At 70.8% G+C, this 13805-nt stretch carries 15 protein-coding genes; 5 read left to right on the top strand and 10 right to left on the bottom strand.

Features of this window, described 5'->3' with window-relative positions; genetic code table 11:
* Positions 1-67: 67 nt before the first annotated feature.
* Positions 68-550, bottom strand: a complete 483-nt coding sequence (locus tag ACEN9V_RS12405) for an FBP domain-containing protein (protein ID WP_413600565.1) — start codon at positions 548-550, stop codon at positions 68-70.
* A 179-nt stretch (positions 551-729) separates the two neighbouring features.
* On the bottom strand, positions 730-1515 hold the full coding sequence (locus ACEN9V_RS12410; protein ID WP_413600566.1) for a class I SAM-dependent methyltransferase: 786 nt from the start codon (positions 1513-1515) through the stop codon (positions 730-732).
* 49 nt (positions 1516-1564) lie between these two features.
* Between ACEN9V_RS12410 and ACEN9V_RS12415 the strand changes: the two genes are divergently transcribed.
* Entirely contained in the window at positions 1565-1795 is a 231-nt protein-coding gene (locus ACEN9V_RS12415) for a hypothetical protein (RefSeq protein ID WP_413600567.1), read from the top strand.
* Between the two features lie 22 nt (positions 1796-1817).
* On the opposite strand, the gene ACEN9V_RS12420 is transcribed toward ACEN9V_RS12415, so the two are convergent.
* A complete protein-coding gene (locus ACEN9V_RS12420) occupies positions 1818-2723 on the bottom strand; it encodes a helix-turn-helix transcriptional regulator (protein WP_413600568.1) in 906 nt (301 codons plus the stop codon).
* Between the two features lie 88 nt (positions 2724-2811).
* Between ACEN9V_RS12420 and ACEN9V_RS12425 the strand changes: the two genes are divergently transcribed.
* A complete protein-coding gene (locus tag ACEN9V_RS12425) occupies positions 2812-3642 on the top strand; it encodes an oxidoreductase (protein ID WP_413600569.1) in 831 nt (276 codons plus the stop codon).
* A gap of 64 nt (positions 3643-3706) precedes the next feature.
* On the opposite strand, the gene ACEN9V_RS12430 is transcribed toward ACEN9V_RS12425, so the two are convergent.
* From ACEN9V_RS12430 to ACEN9V_RS12445, 4 genes are all read right to left on the bottom strand, one after another.
* Complete coding sequence (locus tag ACEN9V_RS12430) at positions 3707-4984, bottom strand: hemolysin family protein (RefSeq protein WP_413600570.1); 1278 nt, start codon at positions 4982-4984, stop codon at positions 3707-3709.
* 97 nt (positions 4985-5081) lie between these two features.
* Positions 5082-5966, bottom strand: coding sequence for a M23 family metallopeptidase (locus ACEN9V_RS12435; RefSeq protein ID WP_413600571.1), 885 nt, complete (start codon positions 5964-5966; stop codon positions 5082-5084).
* A gap of 52 nt (positions 5967-6018) precedes the next feature.
* Complete coding sequence (locus tag ACEN9V_RS12440) at positions 6019-6657, bottom strand: TMEM175 family protein (protein WP_413600572.1); 639 nt, start codon at positions 6655-6657, stop codon at positions 6019-6021.
* A gap of 9 nt (positions 6658-6666) precedes the next feature.
* Positions 6667-7182, bottom strand: a complete 516-nt coding sequence (locus ACEN9V_RS12445) for a GNAT family N-acetyltransferase (RefSeq protein ID WP_413600573.1) — start codon at positions 7180-7182, stop codon at positions 6667-6669.
* A gap of 64 nt (positions 7183-7246) precedes the next feature.
* On the opposite strand from ACEN9V_RS12445, the gene ACEN9V_RS12450 reads away from it, so the two are divergent.
* Both ACEN9V_RS12450 and ACEN9V_RS12455 read left to right on the top strand, forming a co-directional pair.
* Entirely contained in the window at positions 7247-7864 is a 618-nt protein-coding gene (locus ACEN9V_RS12450) for a TetR/AcrR family transcriptional regulator (protein WP_413600574.1), read from the top strand.
* Positions 7865-7926: 62 nt separating this feature from the next.
* Positions 7927-8421 carry a hypothetical protein gene (locus tag ACEN9V_RS12455; RefSeq protein WP_281266174.1) on the top strand — a complete coding sequence of 165 codons (495 nt, stop codon included), beginning with the start codon at positions 7927-7929 and terminating at the stop codon, positions 8419-8421.
* Between the two features lie 80 nt (positions 8422-8501).
* Here the strand turns inward: ACEN9V_RS12455 and ACEN9V_RS12460 are convergent, their stop codons facing one another.
* Together ACEN9V_RS12460 and ACEN9V_RS12465 are read right to left on the bottom strand one after the other, a co-directional pair.
* On the bottom strand, positions 8502-10199 hold the full coding sequence (locus tag ACEN9V_RS12460) for a cation:proton antiporter (RefSeq protein ID WP_413600575.1): 1698 nt from the start codon (positions 10197-10199) through the stop codon (positions 8502-8504).
* Positions 10200-10226: 27 nt separating this feature from the next.
* A complete protein-coding gene (locus ACEN9V_RS12465) occupies positions 10227-10592 on the bottom strand; it encodes a hypothetical protein (RefSeq protein WP_402727397.1) in 366 nt (121 codons plus the stop codon).
* Positions 10593-10795: 203 nt separating this feature from the next.
* Between ACEN9V_RS12465 and ACEN9V_RS12470 the strand changes: the two genes are divergently transcribed.
* Positions 10796-13006 (top strand): NADP-dependent isocitrate dehydrogenase, encoded by a 2211-nt coding sequence (locus tag ACEN9V_RS12470; protein ID WP_413600576.1) that lies wholly within the window; start codon positions 10796-10798, stop codon positions 13004-13006.
* Between the two features lie 271 nt (positions 13007-13277).
* On the opposite strand, the gene ACEN9V_RS12475 is transcribed toward ACEN9V_RS12470, so the two are convergent.
* Positions 13278-13736 carry a DUF3817 domain-containing protein gene (locus ACEN9V_RS12475; protein WP_413600577.1) on the bottom strand — a complete coding sequence of 153 codons (459 nt, stop codon included), beginning with the start codon at positions 13734-13736 and terminating at the stop codon, positions 13278-13280.
* Positions 13737-13805: the final 69 nt, after the last annotated feature.

Here is a 13805-nt window from a genome sequence, read left to right on the forward strand (position 1 = left end):
AGGCTCGTGGCGGCCTGGCACCGTGCCTCCCGTCCGCCCGGTGGTCGCCTCAGACGCTGTGGTCGCCTCAGATCTCGGCGGCGAAGGCCGCCGCGCGGAGCTGCAGGTCCTCGATCCGCTGGATCCGAGCAGCCTCGACGTCGTAGCCCTCGTAGGCGGGCGGCGGCAGCTTCCGGACGTTGCGGGAGCACTGGAACTCCTCGCACACCAGGGTGCCGACGGTGTTGCCGTTCCGACCGGCCTTGCCCGACCGCTTCGCGCTGTAGAACACGACGTCGTTCGGGAGCTTCACGTCCTGGCACCACGTGCACTGCGCCCGGGAGTTCGGCGAGGCGTCGGCCTGGCGGAACAGGATGCCGACGAGCTCGCCGTCGAGGGTCGGCACGACGGCGTACGCACGCCGACCGATCTTCGGGTCGCGCCAGCCGAGGTAGTCGAGGTCGTCCCAGACGATGTCCTCGAAGTCGGTGGGCAGGGTGATGTCGCTCGTCTCCTTGCGGGAGGCGTTGACGAAGGACGCGCGGATGGTCTTCTCGCTGATGGGGAGCATGGTGAACCGTTTCGGTCGAGCCGCTCGGGGCGCGTGGATGCGCCGCACCGAGCGGGTGTTCTGGAGGACGGTCGACGCCGTGTGCACGACGACGGTGGCCGCGTCCGACGGACACGACCGGGGGCGTCAGGCCCTGATGCCGGCGCTGTGGGCGCCGACGACCTCCTCGGAACGGATGCTCATCCCACCAGTCTAGGAGCCGCTGTCAAGAGCACGAGCGAGCCGTCGTACGAGGGCTGGACGCGCAGGGCGCCGTGCCGGTCGTCCCACGCGCCGGTCTCGAGCGCGGTGCGGAGTGCGGCGACACTGCGGGCCGCGCTCATCTCGTCGACGAAGGACCACGCCGAGTTCGCCTTGCGGGCGCCTGGGTCGAGGAGCCGCTCGGGTCGGCCGTAGTACGCCTCGGAGAACCCGTCGACGCACGTGAAGGGGATCGGGATGCGGGTGGTCTCGACGTCGCCGCCGAGGGCGCTGGCGATGCGGTCGAGCGCGGGGTACCGACGGGCCTCTGTCGCCATCACGTCGGGGGCGTACTCGGCGAGCCAGTAGTCCTCGACGCGGTCGGGGTCGCACGTGAGCACGACGACCGGTCCCCTCGTGACGCGGCGCACCTCGGCGAGGCCGCGCTCCAGGTCGGTCCACTGGTGCACGGAGAACGTCGTCATCGCGGCGTCGAATGTGTCGTCCGCGAACGGCAGGTCCTCGGCGGTGGCGTCGATCGCCGTCGCGAGTTCCGGGGGGCGCTGCGCCCGCATGGACTCCGACGGCTCCACGGCCGTGACGTCGCGGTCCCTGGGCTCGTACGAACCGGCTCCTGCACCGACGTTGAGGACGGTGCGGGCATCGCCGAGGGCCTTCGCGATCGCACGGGCGAACGTGGGCTCCGGGCGGCGGTACCTGCCGTACCCGGCGCCGATCGTGCCGTAGTCGGCGTCCCCCGCCGAGCCGTCCGCAGTCCTGGTCACGGGCTCAGCCTACGGCGGGGCGCGACGCGGGTGCCGATAGGGTCGACGCATGATCGACGGGGGTTACAGCATCGTGTTCATTCCGTACGTGCTCTTCGTGCTCGCACTCGCCGTGCTCACCGTGGCGCTCATCGTGCTCGTGTTCGCTGCGATCCGGGTGCTGCGGCTGTCGGCGCAGGAGCGTGAGCTGCGCATCGAGCGCCTGAAGTACCCGGCGCTGTTCGACGGCGACGGCGACGGCGACGACGACGCACCGTCGTCGTCTGGTCCTTCCGCGTAGCGGGCGGCGACCAGCGACCGCGTCAGTCGATCGACTCGGACTCGGACTCGCGCAGGGCGGCGTACTGCTCCGCCCGCTCCGTCGCGGCCCAGGTGCCGAGCAGCGCCAGCGAGCGCTCGGACGGCGAACCGGGCTCCGCGCTGTACGTGAACATCGTCAGGCCGGGGTCGGCGACGAGCTCGAGTGCCTCGTAGTCGAGTTCGAGGGCACCGACGACGGGGTGGTCGATCCGTTTCTTGCCGGTCCGGTGCATGCGGACGTCGTGCTCGGCCCACCACGTGCGGAACTCCTCGCTGCGGGTGGAGAGCTCCCCGACGAGCGTCACGAGCCCCGGTTCGCACGGGTTCGCCACCGCTGCCGCACGGAGGATCGCGACCGAGTCCCGCGCCGTCCGCGCCCAGTCCATGAAGAACGTCCGGGCTGCCGGGTCGAGGAAGGTGAAGCGCGCGGAGTTCACCGGGCGACCGGGTCCGGCGAACATCGGCGCGTACAGGGCCCGGCCGAGCTCGTTCGCCGCGAGGACGTCCCCGCGCTCGTTCCGGACCCACGCCGGCGCGCCGGTGATCGCGTCGAGGAGTCGCTGCACGCCAGGGCGGATCCGGGTCGGCATCGTCTTGTGCATGGTCTTCACGCCGGAGTTGGCGAGCCGGGCGAGGTCCCACAGGTGCGTCCGCTCGTCCTCGTCGAGCTGCAGCGCCCGCGCGAGGCCGTCGAGCACGCTGTCCGAGACACCCTTGAGCGAGCCCCGTTCGAGCCGCGTGTAGTAGTCCACGCTGACCCCGGCCAGCATCGCGACCTCGTGCCGCCGCAGCCCGGGCACCCGACGCACCCCACCGCCGAACGAGGGCATGCCAGCCTGGTCCGGAGTGATCCGCGCCCGCCGTGAGGACAGGAAGTCGCGGATCTCACTGCGCACGTCGATACCCATGGCGAGAAGGGTACGTGCTGCACCCGGGAGCGAGGCAGGTACCAGCGGAACCCGTCTCGGACCCCCGTTGCGCGCCAGCATGGGCGACATGACCGACACCACATGGTTCATCACCGGCTGCTCCACCGGACTCGGGCGGGCCTTCGCCGAGGCGGTCCTCGCCGCAGGCGGGTCCGTCGTCGTCACCGCACGGGACGCCGCACGCGTGCAGGACATCGCCGACACCGCACCCGACCGCGCCCTCGCCCTGTCGCTCGACGTCACCGACCCGTCCGCCGTGAGCGCAGCGGTCGCCGCTGCCGAGGAGCGGTTCGGCCGGGTCGACGTGCTCGTGAACAACGCCGGGTACGGGTACCGCGCCGCCGTCGAGGAGGGCGAGCCGGAGGCCGTCCAGCGCCTGTTCGACACACACGTCTTCGGGCCGACCCGGCTCGTCCAGGCCGTGCTGCCCGGCATGCGGGCGCGCGGGACCGGCACGATCGTGAACATCTCGTCGATCGGCGCGCGGATCTCCCCCGCGGGCTCCGGCTTCTACTCCGCGGTCAAGGCCGCGACCGAAGCCCTGTCCGCGTCGCTCCGGAAAGAGGTCCAGCCGCTCGGCATCGACGTGATGGTCGTGGAGCCGGGAGCGTTCCGCACCGACTTCGCCGGGCGGTCCCTGACGCAGTCCGCCACGCCGATCGAGGCCTACGCCGACACCGCGGGGAAGCGCCGCATCGAGCACGACACGGTGCACGGGACGCAGCCGGGCGATCCGGCGAAGGCAGCGCAGGCGCTGATCACCGCGGTCGAGGCCGACGAGACCCCGTACATGCTGCTGCTCGGCAACGACGCGTCCGACGGTTTCCGCGCGGCGCTCGACGCGCTGCGCGCCGAGGTGGACGCGTGGGAGTCGGTGAGCCGGGGCACCGACTTCTAGCGTCCGCAACTGCGGACCGTCGGACTGGAGGCTCGGTTCCAGCTGGCACCGAGCCTCCTGTCCGTCAGCTGGTCGCGTCCTGTCTGCTGGCCGGCTGCCGTTCGATCGTCACCCGGGCGACGCGGTGACCGTCCATGGCGGTCACCGTGAGGCGGTGCTCGCCCACCTCGACGACGTCGCCCACCTGCGGGACGCGGTCCAGGTGGACCTGGACCAGGCCGCCGACCGTCTCGTAGTCGCCGTCGGGCAGGACCGGGCCACCGTCGGCGGCGAGGTCCTCCAGCACGGTCGATCCCTCCACACCGTCGCTGACGGAGAGCGGTTCGTCGTACTCGTCACGGATGCGGCCGACGAGGTCCTCGAGCAGCGCTTCGAGCGTGACCATGCCGGCGCTGCCGCCGTACTCGTCGACGACCAACGCGATCTGCTGGCCGCCGGTGCGGAGTTCGGCGATCGTGCTCGACAGGGACTTGGTCTCGGGGAACGCGACGAGCGGGCGCGCGATCGTGTGCACCGGGGCGCTCGCGTCCGCTGGCCGGAGGAGGTCGCGGAGGTGCACGAACCCCACCACGTCGTCTCGCGAGCCCGCGGTGACGAGGTACCGGGTGTGGCCGAGGTCGAGCGCGAGGTCGGTCGCCTCGGCGATGCTCTGCCCGGCGTCGAGCGTCGCGACGTCGTACCACGGGCGCATCGACTCCCGGAGGATCCGCCCCTGGGCGTCGAGTGCACTGCGGGCGATCCGGCGGCCCTGCTCGTCGATGGCGTCGTGCTCGGAGACCAGTCCGCGGAGCTCCTCGGTGCTCATCGACTCACTCCGGGCGTTCGGGTCGCCGCCGAGCAGCCGCACCACGGCGTCGGTGCTCTTCGACAGGACCCAGATCGCCGGGCGCATCAGCGTCGCGAAGCGGTCGAGCGTCGGTGCGACGAGCATCGAGAAGCCCTCCGCGCGCTGCAGTGCCAGGCGTTTCGGGACGAGTTCGCCGAAGACGAGCGAGAGGTAGGCGATCACGAGGGTCATCGCGACGAGGGCGACCGTCTCGGCGGTGCCCTGCGCGAGACCGAGGCCCTGGAACAGCGGTGCGACGTCGGGGGCGATCGAGGACGCCCCGTACGCGGCGGAGAAGAACCCCGCGACGGTCACGCCGATCTGCACCGCGGAGAGGAAGCGGTTCGGGTCACGGCCGAGAGCCGCGACCCTGGCGCCCCTGCTGCCGCGGTGCTCCAGCTGCTGGAGCTGCGACTCGCGCAGCGAGACCAGTGCGATCTCCGCGGCTGCGAACACCCCGCCGACGAGGACGAAGAGCACGACCAGCCCGAAGGCGATCCAGGTGTCGGCGCCCATCAGCGGGGCCCGGGACTGTGGGAGTCATCCATGCCTGTGATCTTGCACAGGTCTGCTGGGATTCCCGCCACGGGAGGCTGCGAATGTGGACGGATCCCTAGAGCGAGCGCCCTGTGTGGGACTCGATCCAGGCGCGGGGGTCCACCGGCAGCGTGCCGTCCATCAGGACCTCGAGGTGCAGGTGCGCACCCGTCGAGACACCCGACGAGCCGACCAGACCGACGAACTGCCCGGCGGTGACCTCGTCCCCGACCTGCAGCGGCGACGATCCGGGGATCATGTGGCCGTAGAGCGTGGAGACCTCCCGGCCGTCGACCACGTGGTCGATGATGACCGCGTTGCCGTACGAGAAGTACGTGCCGGAGACCCGGACGGTCCCCGCTGCGACCGCGCCGATCGGTGCGCCCATGCCGGGGTTGAAGTCGAGGCCCTGGTGGAGCGATGAGCACGCGCCGCAGGGAGCGGAGCGGTACCCGAAGCCCGAGCTCATCCTGACCGGCTTCGGGAACGGGGAACGGACGTCGCCGCCGAAGGTGACCTCGGCGCCGGCGGTCGCGCCGCCGCTGCCGCCGACCGTGAAACCGTCTCGGTTCGTGGTCGCGGTCGCGACGGCCTGCGTGACGGCGAAGTCCTGGGTGCGGACCGTGGGTGCGAGCGTGGTGGTCGCGGTGGACGTCGTGGGGCTCGCGTGTGCGGGCATCGCGGACGCGGCGAACATCACGATGGCGGCGAGGGCGCTCGTCACGGTGAGGCGGCTGGTGCGCTGCTTCGTGGTGAGTGGCGGCTTCGTGGTGGCGACACTGCGGCGGGGGACGCGGGTGAAGCGGGAGGTCGGCTTCGCGGGTCTCACGGGCTTCGCGGGCTTCACGGGTCTCGGGGGCTTCGCCTTGGCGGCGGCGCGCTCGGCCTCGAGGGCAGCGCGACGAGAAGTGTGCACCACAGGGGTGCCGGGGTGCTGGTCTGCGTCGCGGAGAGTCGTCATGGCCGCAGACCATTCTGCACGAACCTGTCCGGTTGTACAGCCCCCCTCGGCGTCACGTGTCGTGCTGTGCCCGCTTCTCGCGGGCGCTGTACCGCCGCTCCAGCCGCGCCGAGACCCACCCGGCTGGCACCAATATGAAGAGCCAGAACGGACCGGGCGCCGGCAGGATCGTGGCGCCCACGAGCGCGACGATCAGCGCGACGAAGGTCACGGTGCCGTCGATCGGGTGCAGCATCTGCCGACCACCGGGCCGGATGAGTTCGGGGTCGCGCCACACGGCCCACTGCATCACGGACATGCTCAGGCTCGACAGGGCGATGGTGCCGATGTAGAACGCGTTCACCCCGGCGTCCTGGGCCTCGTGGGCGATGAGGTTCGACGAGAACGGCAGGAAGGCGATGCTCGCGAGCCAGACGAAGTTCACCCGCAGCACCAGGGTCGAGTACGACTGTGTCGCCTCGAACAGTCGGTGGTGCGACAGCCACAGCCGCGAGATGACGACGAAGCTCACGACGAAGGCGATGACGGTGCCGATGTTGTCCGACAGCAGGTCGCCGAGTGGCTTCTCGTCGATCTCGCCCGCGACGTCGACCAGCGGCAGGAGCAGCAGCGTGATCGCGATGGCGACGGTCGCGTCGGAGAAGTTGACGAGCCGGTCGAGGCCCCGTTCCGTCCGCAGCATCCGCGCCATGGCGCCAGCCTAGGGCTGCAGGACCCGCTCGTAGCAGACCGAGAGTTCGGAGTCGGCGTAGTGGCCGTAGCGCGGGATCGCGGTGTACCCCTCGCGCTCGTAGAACCGCATCGCGTCCGGCTGCATCGTCCCGGTCTCGAGGACGACCCGTTCGGCGCCGAGTCGCGCCGCGTGCCGTTCGAGTTCCCGGAGCACGGCGGCGGCGACACCGGATCCCCGGGCCGCCGGGGCGACGTACATCCGCTTGACCTCGACCGCGGTGCCGTCGAAGAGCGCCGGTCCGAGGGGGCGCAGCCCGCCGCAGGCGATCGGGGTGCCCGTCGTCGGGGTGTCCATCGTCGGGGTCTCGGTCGCCGGGGGCTCGGTCGTCCTCGCGACGAGGAACACGGGGACGTCGACCGCGCTCGGCACGGTCCCCGGCTCGTGGTCGTCCGATCCGTACCGGGAGTCGAGTTCGACGCGCTGCGCGGCGCGCAGGGCGGCTGCGTCCTCGTGGTCGAAGGGAACGAGGTCGATTGTCCACATGGCGTCTCCCGGCGGTGTCGTGATCCGTATCGATCGTTACGGTAACAGATGTTACGGTAGGTGCATGCCGCGAACCCGGGACGTCGACGCGCAGCGCAGGGACCTGTCCGAAGCGGTCTGGCAGGTCCTCGCCGACCGCGGTGCGCCCGGCCTGACCCTCCGCGCGGTCGCCGAGCGCGCCGGGTGCACGACGGGCCTCGTGCTGCACACCTTCCGGGACAAACGCGCGTTGCTCCTGCACGCCAGGGACCTGCTCCACGAGCGGACACGAACCCGGATGGACGCCAGCGAACGCTCCGCCACCGGCCCGGCAGAGGCCCTCCGCGCGATCGTGCTCGATGCCCTGCCGGTCGACGAGCAGCGGCTCGCGAACTCGCGCGTCTGGATCGGTTTCCTCGCCGCAGCACTCGCCGACCAGACGCTCGCCGAACGGCACGCGGCGCACAATGCGGCGTTCCGGGAACGGCTCACCGGACTCCTCCACCGGGTGGCGCCGTCGGCGACGGACACGGCAGCAAGGGTGGGCGCACTCGCCGGTGCGGTCGAGGGGATCTCGGCGCTCGCCGCGGCCGATCCGGAGTCGTGGCCCGTCGCAGCACAGGTCTCGGCGGTCGAGGTCGTCCTGCGGGCGGCGATGTCCGACGAGTCGAGCAGCCTCGGGGCCGGCCTGGGAGACGACTGATCCGGGCGGCGTGTTCCTCGGCACTTCAGTAGGGTCCGAGGAGAGCGAGCGGAAGGACCCTCATGGCCCGATCGTCGCGAGAGCGGCACGAACCAGTCGATCTCCGGACGGCGGACGTCGTGCTGGCGGGCACCCAGGAGCTCCTCCCGGTGCTCAGGGTCGCCGCGGTCCGTGCCGGGGTGGACGCCAGGCGGATGCGGGTGATCGGGGTCGACGACCTGCCGGAGCCGGAGGGCTCGGGGGCGGCGGAGCTGGCCGTCATCGCGATCCGGCGTCCTGGCGACGACCCGGCGTTCCACCGTGCGCAAGAGGCGGCCGAGCGCATCGACCCGCTGCTCGCGCCCAACGCGGTACGCATCGTCGTCACGGTGTCCGGGCTCACGCGTCTGGCGCCCAAGCTCGAACGGACGCTCACCGCCGAGGTGCTCCACCAGATCGGTTCCGCATCGGCGCCGAACGCCTTCAAGGCGCCGTTCCGGAACCTCCGCATGCGGCTGGGGCTCGCCGCGCTGCAGACGGCCGGCGTCCGGGTGTTCCGCATCACGATCGGGCACTGACGCATCACGGACGTGCACTGGCGCATCACGGACGGGCACTGACGCTTCACGGTCGGGTGCTGAGCGGGCCCGACGCGCGGTCAGCCCGTCGGGCCGCCCCGGAGTTCGAGGGCGATCTGCTCCGCGTCGAGGTTCCGCAGCACCGACTCGAGCACCTCGGCATCGAACACACCGTCGTCACGGGCGTCGAGCAACGCGGAACGCTGTGCATCGAGCACCTGCAGCCGTCGGACCTTCTCGCGTCCGAACCACGCGCGGAGCTCGGCGGGGTCGGTCGCCTCGAGTTCTTCGCGGGTCCGTGGTGTGAGTTCGTTCGCGTCGTCGGCCCGCACCGACTCGGCGGCCGTCCGCATCACGGCCATCAGGCGACCGCGTTCCTCGGCATCCCCACTCGAGGCGTCGGCCGTCGGCGGACTGATCCTCCGCAGCAGCGGGCCGATCGTGCCGCCCTGGATCAGCAGCGAGAGCCCGGCCACGACGAACGCGATGAACACCAGCAGGGACCGCTGCGGGGTGTCGTGCGGCAGCGTCTGTGCTGCCGCGACGGTGACCGCACCGCGCATGCCGGCCCACACGACCGCCGTGCCCTCGCGCCACCCCATCGGCGCCTTCGTGAAGTACTGGATGTCCGCGAGCATCCGGCGGACCCGGGTGCCGAAGCGCTCGAGGTCGCGTTCGGACGGTGCGCGGTTGCCGAACCGGTGGTCGGTCAGCGCCTGCGTCGTGGACTGCGTGTCCGCGTTCTGGAACCCCTGCAGGCGCTCCTGCATCCGTGCGCCGCGCCGGGCGCTCTTGGACAGCCCGAACAGCAACGGGACGACGTACGCCGTGCGGACGAGGATCGTGAGCACGAGCGCCCCGACCGCGATGAGCAGCGCCGGACCGATCCCGGCGTGGTCGGACTGCACGTCCGAGACGATCGAGGCGAGCTCGAGACCCATCACCAGGAACACCGCGCCTTCGAGCACGAACTCGACGGTGCCCCAGTTCTGAGCGTCTGACAGTCGGTGGTTCGGCGGCAGCACCCGTGGCGCCCGGATGCCCGTGACCAGCCCGGCGACCACGGCGGCGACCAGTCCGGACGCTCCGACGTGCTCGGCCGGGATCGACGCGACGAACGGCACCGCGAACGACAGCGCGGTGTTGACGGTCGGGTTCGTGATGCGCGACCGGACCCGCAGGTTCAGCCAGCCGACGACGAGCCCGATCGCCACCGCGACGACGACCGCGAACGCGAAGTCCCCGACGGCACCCCAGAACGAGAACGACGCGGCACCGGCGACGATCGCGGTCCGGAGGAGCACGAGCGCCGTGGCGTCGTTGAGCAGGGACTCGCCGTCGAGGATCGCGATGACACGACGGGACACCGAGGTCTGCTTGACGATCGACGTGGCGACGGCGTCCGTGGGGCTGACGATCGCGCCGAGGGCGATGCCCCAGGCGAGCCCGAGTCCCGGGATGACCCACGCGAAGAAGAGTCCGAGCACGAGCGAGCTCGCGACGACGAGCACGACCGACAGGCCGCTGATCGCACCGAACTCGCGCCGGAAGTTCATCGTCGGCATGGACACCGCCGACGAGTACAGCAGTGGCGGCAGGACCCCGGCGAGGATCCACTCCGGGTCGATCTCGGCGTTCGGGATCCACGGCACCAGGCTCGCGACGATGCCCACCGCGACCAGGACGAGCGGCGCGGCGATGCCGATGCGCGGGCCGAGTACGGCGGCGGCCGCGATGACCAGCAGGGCGATCACGCCCACGACGAGGAGTTCTGTCACTCCCCCAGCGTGGCACCGTTCGGCGGGTCAGTCTCCGTCGTGCCCGGGTTCGTGGACGGAAGCGGCGTTCACCGCATGGTGTGGAGGAGCCACGACGTCCACGATCGCGATGCTCCCGGCGATGAGCGTCAGTGCGAGCGCTCCGGCCGTGCACGCCGTCCCGATGCGGCGCAGGCGGGACGCGGATCCGCGGTTCCGCGGCGCGAACACCGCGAGACCGCGGGCGGGTTCGGGGCCGACGAGCCACGGGCCGCTGCCGTCGGCGTCGTAGGAGAAGGGGCCGGATCCGTCCGGTGCGTAGCGGAACGGACCGCTGCCGTCCGAGGCGTACGCGGAGCGGAGGTCCTCGGCGGTCCACCCGAAGTCCTCGGGGCGGCGACGTGCAGTGGACATGGTGTGCTCCTCTCGACCCCTCCAGTGCACGGCCGGTTCCTATGTGCGCGCAGTGACGCGCCTGGGCGTCGCCTGCGCGATGTCTGTCCACAGTTCGAGTCTCGGCGACCTCTCTCCACAGCCCATGTATCTTGATGTCGAGATATCGCTCACGACGAGTAGCGTGGAACCACCGACGCGCGAACAAGGGAGTACCCGCCAGCATGGCCAAGATCATCTACACGCTCACGGACGAGGCACCGTTCCTCGCCACCCACTCCTTCCTCCCCGTCATCCAGGCGTTCGCCGGCACCGCCGGTGTGGACGTCGAGACGCGGGACATCTCGCTCTCCGGCCGCATCATCGCCCTGTTCCCGGAGCGGCTCACCGACGAGCAGCGCCTCGACGACGCGCTCGCGGAGCTGGGCGACCTGGCAAAGACGCCGGAAGCCAACATCATCAAGCTGCCGAACATCTCGGCGTCGATCCCGCAGCTCAAGGCGGCGATCAAGGAGCTCCAGTCGCAGGGCTACGACCTGCCGGACTACCCGGACGAGCCGTCGACGGACGCCGAGCGCGAGACCCGCGCCCGGTACGACAAGGTGAAGGGCAGCGCCGTCAACCCGGTCCTGCGCGAGGGCAACTCCGACCGCCGTGCGCCGCTGTCGGTCAAGAACTACGCCCGCAAGCACCCGCACCGCATGGGTGCGTGGAGCCCCGAGTCGAAGACGAACGTCGTGACCATGGGCGTCGACGACTTCCGCTCGAACGAGAAGTCATGGGTCGCTCCCGCCGACGACACGCTGACGATCACGTTCGTCGGTGCCGACGGTCAGGAACAGGTCCTCAAGCAGTCGATCCCGGTCCTCGCCGGCGAGGTCATCGATGGCACCGTGCTGCACGTCGGTCCGCTCGAGCAGTTCCTGCGCGCGCAGATCAAGCGCGCCCAGGACGAAGGCATCCTGTTCTCGGTGCACCTCAAGGCCACGATGATGAAGGTCTCCGACCCGATCATCTTCGGGCACGTGATCCGCGCCTTCTTCCCCGACGTGTTCGACCGCTACGGCGCCGACCTCGCCGCGGCCGGTCTCACCCCGAACGACGGGCTGAACTCGATCCTCACCGGGCTCGACGCGCTGCCGAACGGTGCGGAGATCAAGCAGGCGTTCACGGACGGCATCGCCGCTGGTCCCGAGCTCGCCATGGTCGACTCGGACAAGGGCATCACGAACCTGCACGTCCCGAGCGACGTCATCGTCGACGCCTCGATGCCCGCGATGATCCGCACATCCGGCCACATGTGGGGCCCGGACGGCGACGAGCACGACACCCTCGCCGTGATCCCGGACTCCAGCTACGCCGGCATCTACCAGACCGTGATCGAGGACTGCCGTGCCAACGGCGCCTTCGACCCCGCGACCATGGGCTCGGTGCCGAACGTCGGCCTGATGGCGCAGAAGGCCGAGGAGTACGGCTCCCACGACAAGACCTTCGAGGTCCCCGCCGACGGCACCGTCCGCGTGACGAACGCCGCCGGTGACGTCGTGATCGAGCACCAGGTCGCGCAGGGTGACATCTGGCGTGCGTGCCAGACCAAGGACGTCGCCATCCGCGACTGGGTGAAGCTCGCCGTCACCCGGTCCCGCGCCAGCGCGACGCCGGCCGTGTTCTGGCTCGACGAGACCCGCTCGCACGACGCAGCGCTCATCGAGCTCGTCCACCGGTACCTCGGCGAGCACGACACCGACGGTCTGCAGATCGAGGTGCTCTCGCCGGAAGACGCGATGCGCTTCTCACTGGAGCGCATCCGCCGCGGCGAGGACACGATCTCGGTCACGGGCAACGTCCTCCGCGACTACCTCACCGACCTGTTCCCGATCATGGAGCTCGGCACCTCGGCGAAGATGCTCTCGGTCGTGCCGCTCCTCGGCGGCGGCGGCCTGTTCGAGACCGGGGCCGGTGGTTCCGCGCCGAAGCACGTGCAGCAGCTCGTCCAGCAGAACTACCTGCGCTGGGACAGCCTCGGCGAGTTCCTGGCGCTGGCGGTCAGCCTCGAGCACCTCGCCGGCGTGACCGGGAACCAACGCGCGAAGATCCTCGGTGAGACCCTCGACCGGGCCACCGGGACGTTCCTCGAGCAGGACAAGTCCCCCGGGCGCAAGCTCGGCACGATCGACAACCGCGGCAGCCACTTCTTCCTCGCGAAGTACTGGGCGGAAGAGCTCGCGGCGCAGACCGAGGACACCGAGCTCGCTGCGGCGTTCGCCGAGATCGCGAAGCAGCTCGACGGTCAGGAGCAGCAGATCGTCGAGGAGCTGATCGCCGTCCAGGGCTCCCCCGCTGACATCGGTGGCTACTACCGTCCGGACGACGCCAAGGCGAGCGCGGTCATGCGCCCGTCCGCAACGTTGAACGCGGTCCTGGCCGCCCTGTAACGCAGGCGGTCCACCGACGGGAGGCACGGTGCCAGCTGGCACCGTGCCCTCCCGTCCGTCTGTCTGCTTGTCGGTCTGTCCGTCTGCCTGTCCGGACCAAGCAGCGCTCGCGACCGGCCACGACACCCCGCCCGGTTCCGCCGACTGGTCGCCATCCGTCGCTCCGGTGCTTCCGCACCGACGACTCACGACCGCTCGGCGGAAGTGAGCGGGGTGTCGTGACCGGTCAGCGGGACGGGCTCGGCGGAAGTGAGCGGGGTGTTGTGACCGGTCAGCGGGACGGGACCGGCGGGCCGATCGTCAGCAGCACCACGAACACCAGGACGACGAGCACCACGCCCACCACGACGGCGACCGCCGGGCGACGCACCACGGAGAAGAGCAGGCGGTCCCAGATGCCGGGCTGCGTCCCGGCCGGAGCGGAGCGCCGCCAGGGGCCGTCGAGCATGCCCCGGCGTGCGACACCGACCTCGAACGGCAGCGTCGTGTACGGCACCACCGCACTCGCCCATCCGAGCGCCAGCGTGCCGAACGACCACCGCTGGTTCACCGCGACCACCGTCGTGACGACGAGGTACGCGAGGAACACGAAGCCGTGCACGCTGCCGCCGATGCGCACGGGCAGGTCCCCCAGCCCGAAGCCGTACTTCATCAGCATGCCCACGAGGAGCATCGTCCAGGTCACGAGTTCGGCGACCGCGAGGGCACGGAACAGGGATCGAGGCGTCATGCCTCCATCGTCGCGGACCACGGATGGGAGACCTCCGCGCGCGTTCCTTCCCCTCACACGCGCGATAGC

This window comes from Curtobacterium sp. Curtsp57 (assembly GCF_047324335.1).
GTDB lineage: Bacteria > Actinomycetota > Actinomycetes > Actinomycetales > Microbacteriaceae > Curtobacterium.

Coding starts and splice junctions, on each gene's coding strand:
- ACEN9V_RS12405 (WP_413600565.1), bottom strand. CDS start 550: ATGCTCCCCATCAGCGAGAAGACCATCCGCGCGTCCTTCGTCAACGCC.
- ACEN9V_RS12415 (WP_413600567.1), top strand. CDS start 1,565: ATGATCGACGGGGGTTACAGCATCGTGTTCATTCCGTACGTGCTCTTC.
- ACEN9V_RS12420 (WP_413600568.1), bottom strand. CDS start 2,723: ATGGGTATCGACGTGCGCAGTGAGATCCGCGACTTCCTGTCCTCACGG.
- ACEN9V_RS12425 (WP_413600569.1), top strand. CDS start 2,812: ATGACCGACACCACATGGTTCATCACCGGCTGCTCCACCGGACTCGGG.
- ACEN9V_RS12430 (WP_413600570.1), bottom strand. CDS start 4,984: ATGGGCGCCGACACCTGGATCGCCTTCGGGCTGGTCGTGCTCTTCGTC.
- ACEN9V_RS12435 (WP_413600571.1), bottom strand. CDS start 5,966: ATGACGACTCTCCGCGACGCAGACCAGCACCCCGGCACCCCTGTGGTG.
- ACEN9V_RS12440 (WP_413600572.1), bottom strand. CDS start 6,657: ATGGCGCGGATGCTGCGGACGGAACGGGGCCTCGACCGGCTCGTCAAC.
- ACEN9V_RS12445 (WP_413600573.1), bottom strand. CDS start 7,182: ATGTGGACAATCGACCTCGTTCCCTTCGACCACGAGGACGCAGCCGCC.
- ACEN9V_RS12450 (WP_413600574.1), top strand. CDS start 7,247: ATGCCGCGAACCCGGGACGTCGACGCGCAGCGCAGGGACCTGTCCGAA.
- ACEN9V_RS12455 (WP_281266174.1), top strand. CDS start 7,927: ATGGCCCGATCGTCGCGAGAGCGGCACGAACCAGTCGATCTCCGGACG.
- ACEN9V_RS12465 (WP_402727397.1), bottom strand. CDS start 10,592: ATGTCCACTGCACGTCGCCGCCCCGAGGACTTCGGGTGGACCGCCGAG.
- ACEN9V_RS12470 (WP_413600576.1), top strand. CDS start 10,796: ATGGCCAAGATCATCTACACGCTCACGGACGAGGCACCGTTCCTCGCC.
- ACEN9V_RS12475 (WP_413600577.1), bottom strand. CDS start 13,736: ATGACGCCTCGATCCCTGTTCCGTGCCCTCGCGGTCGCCGAACTCGTG.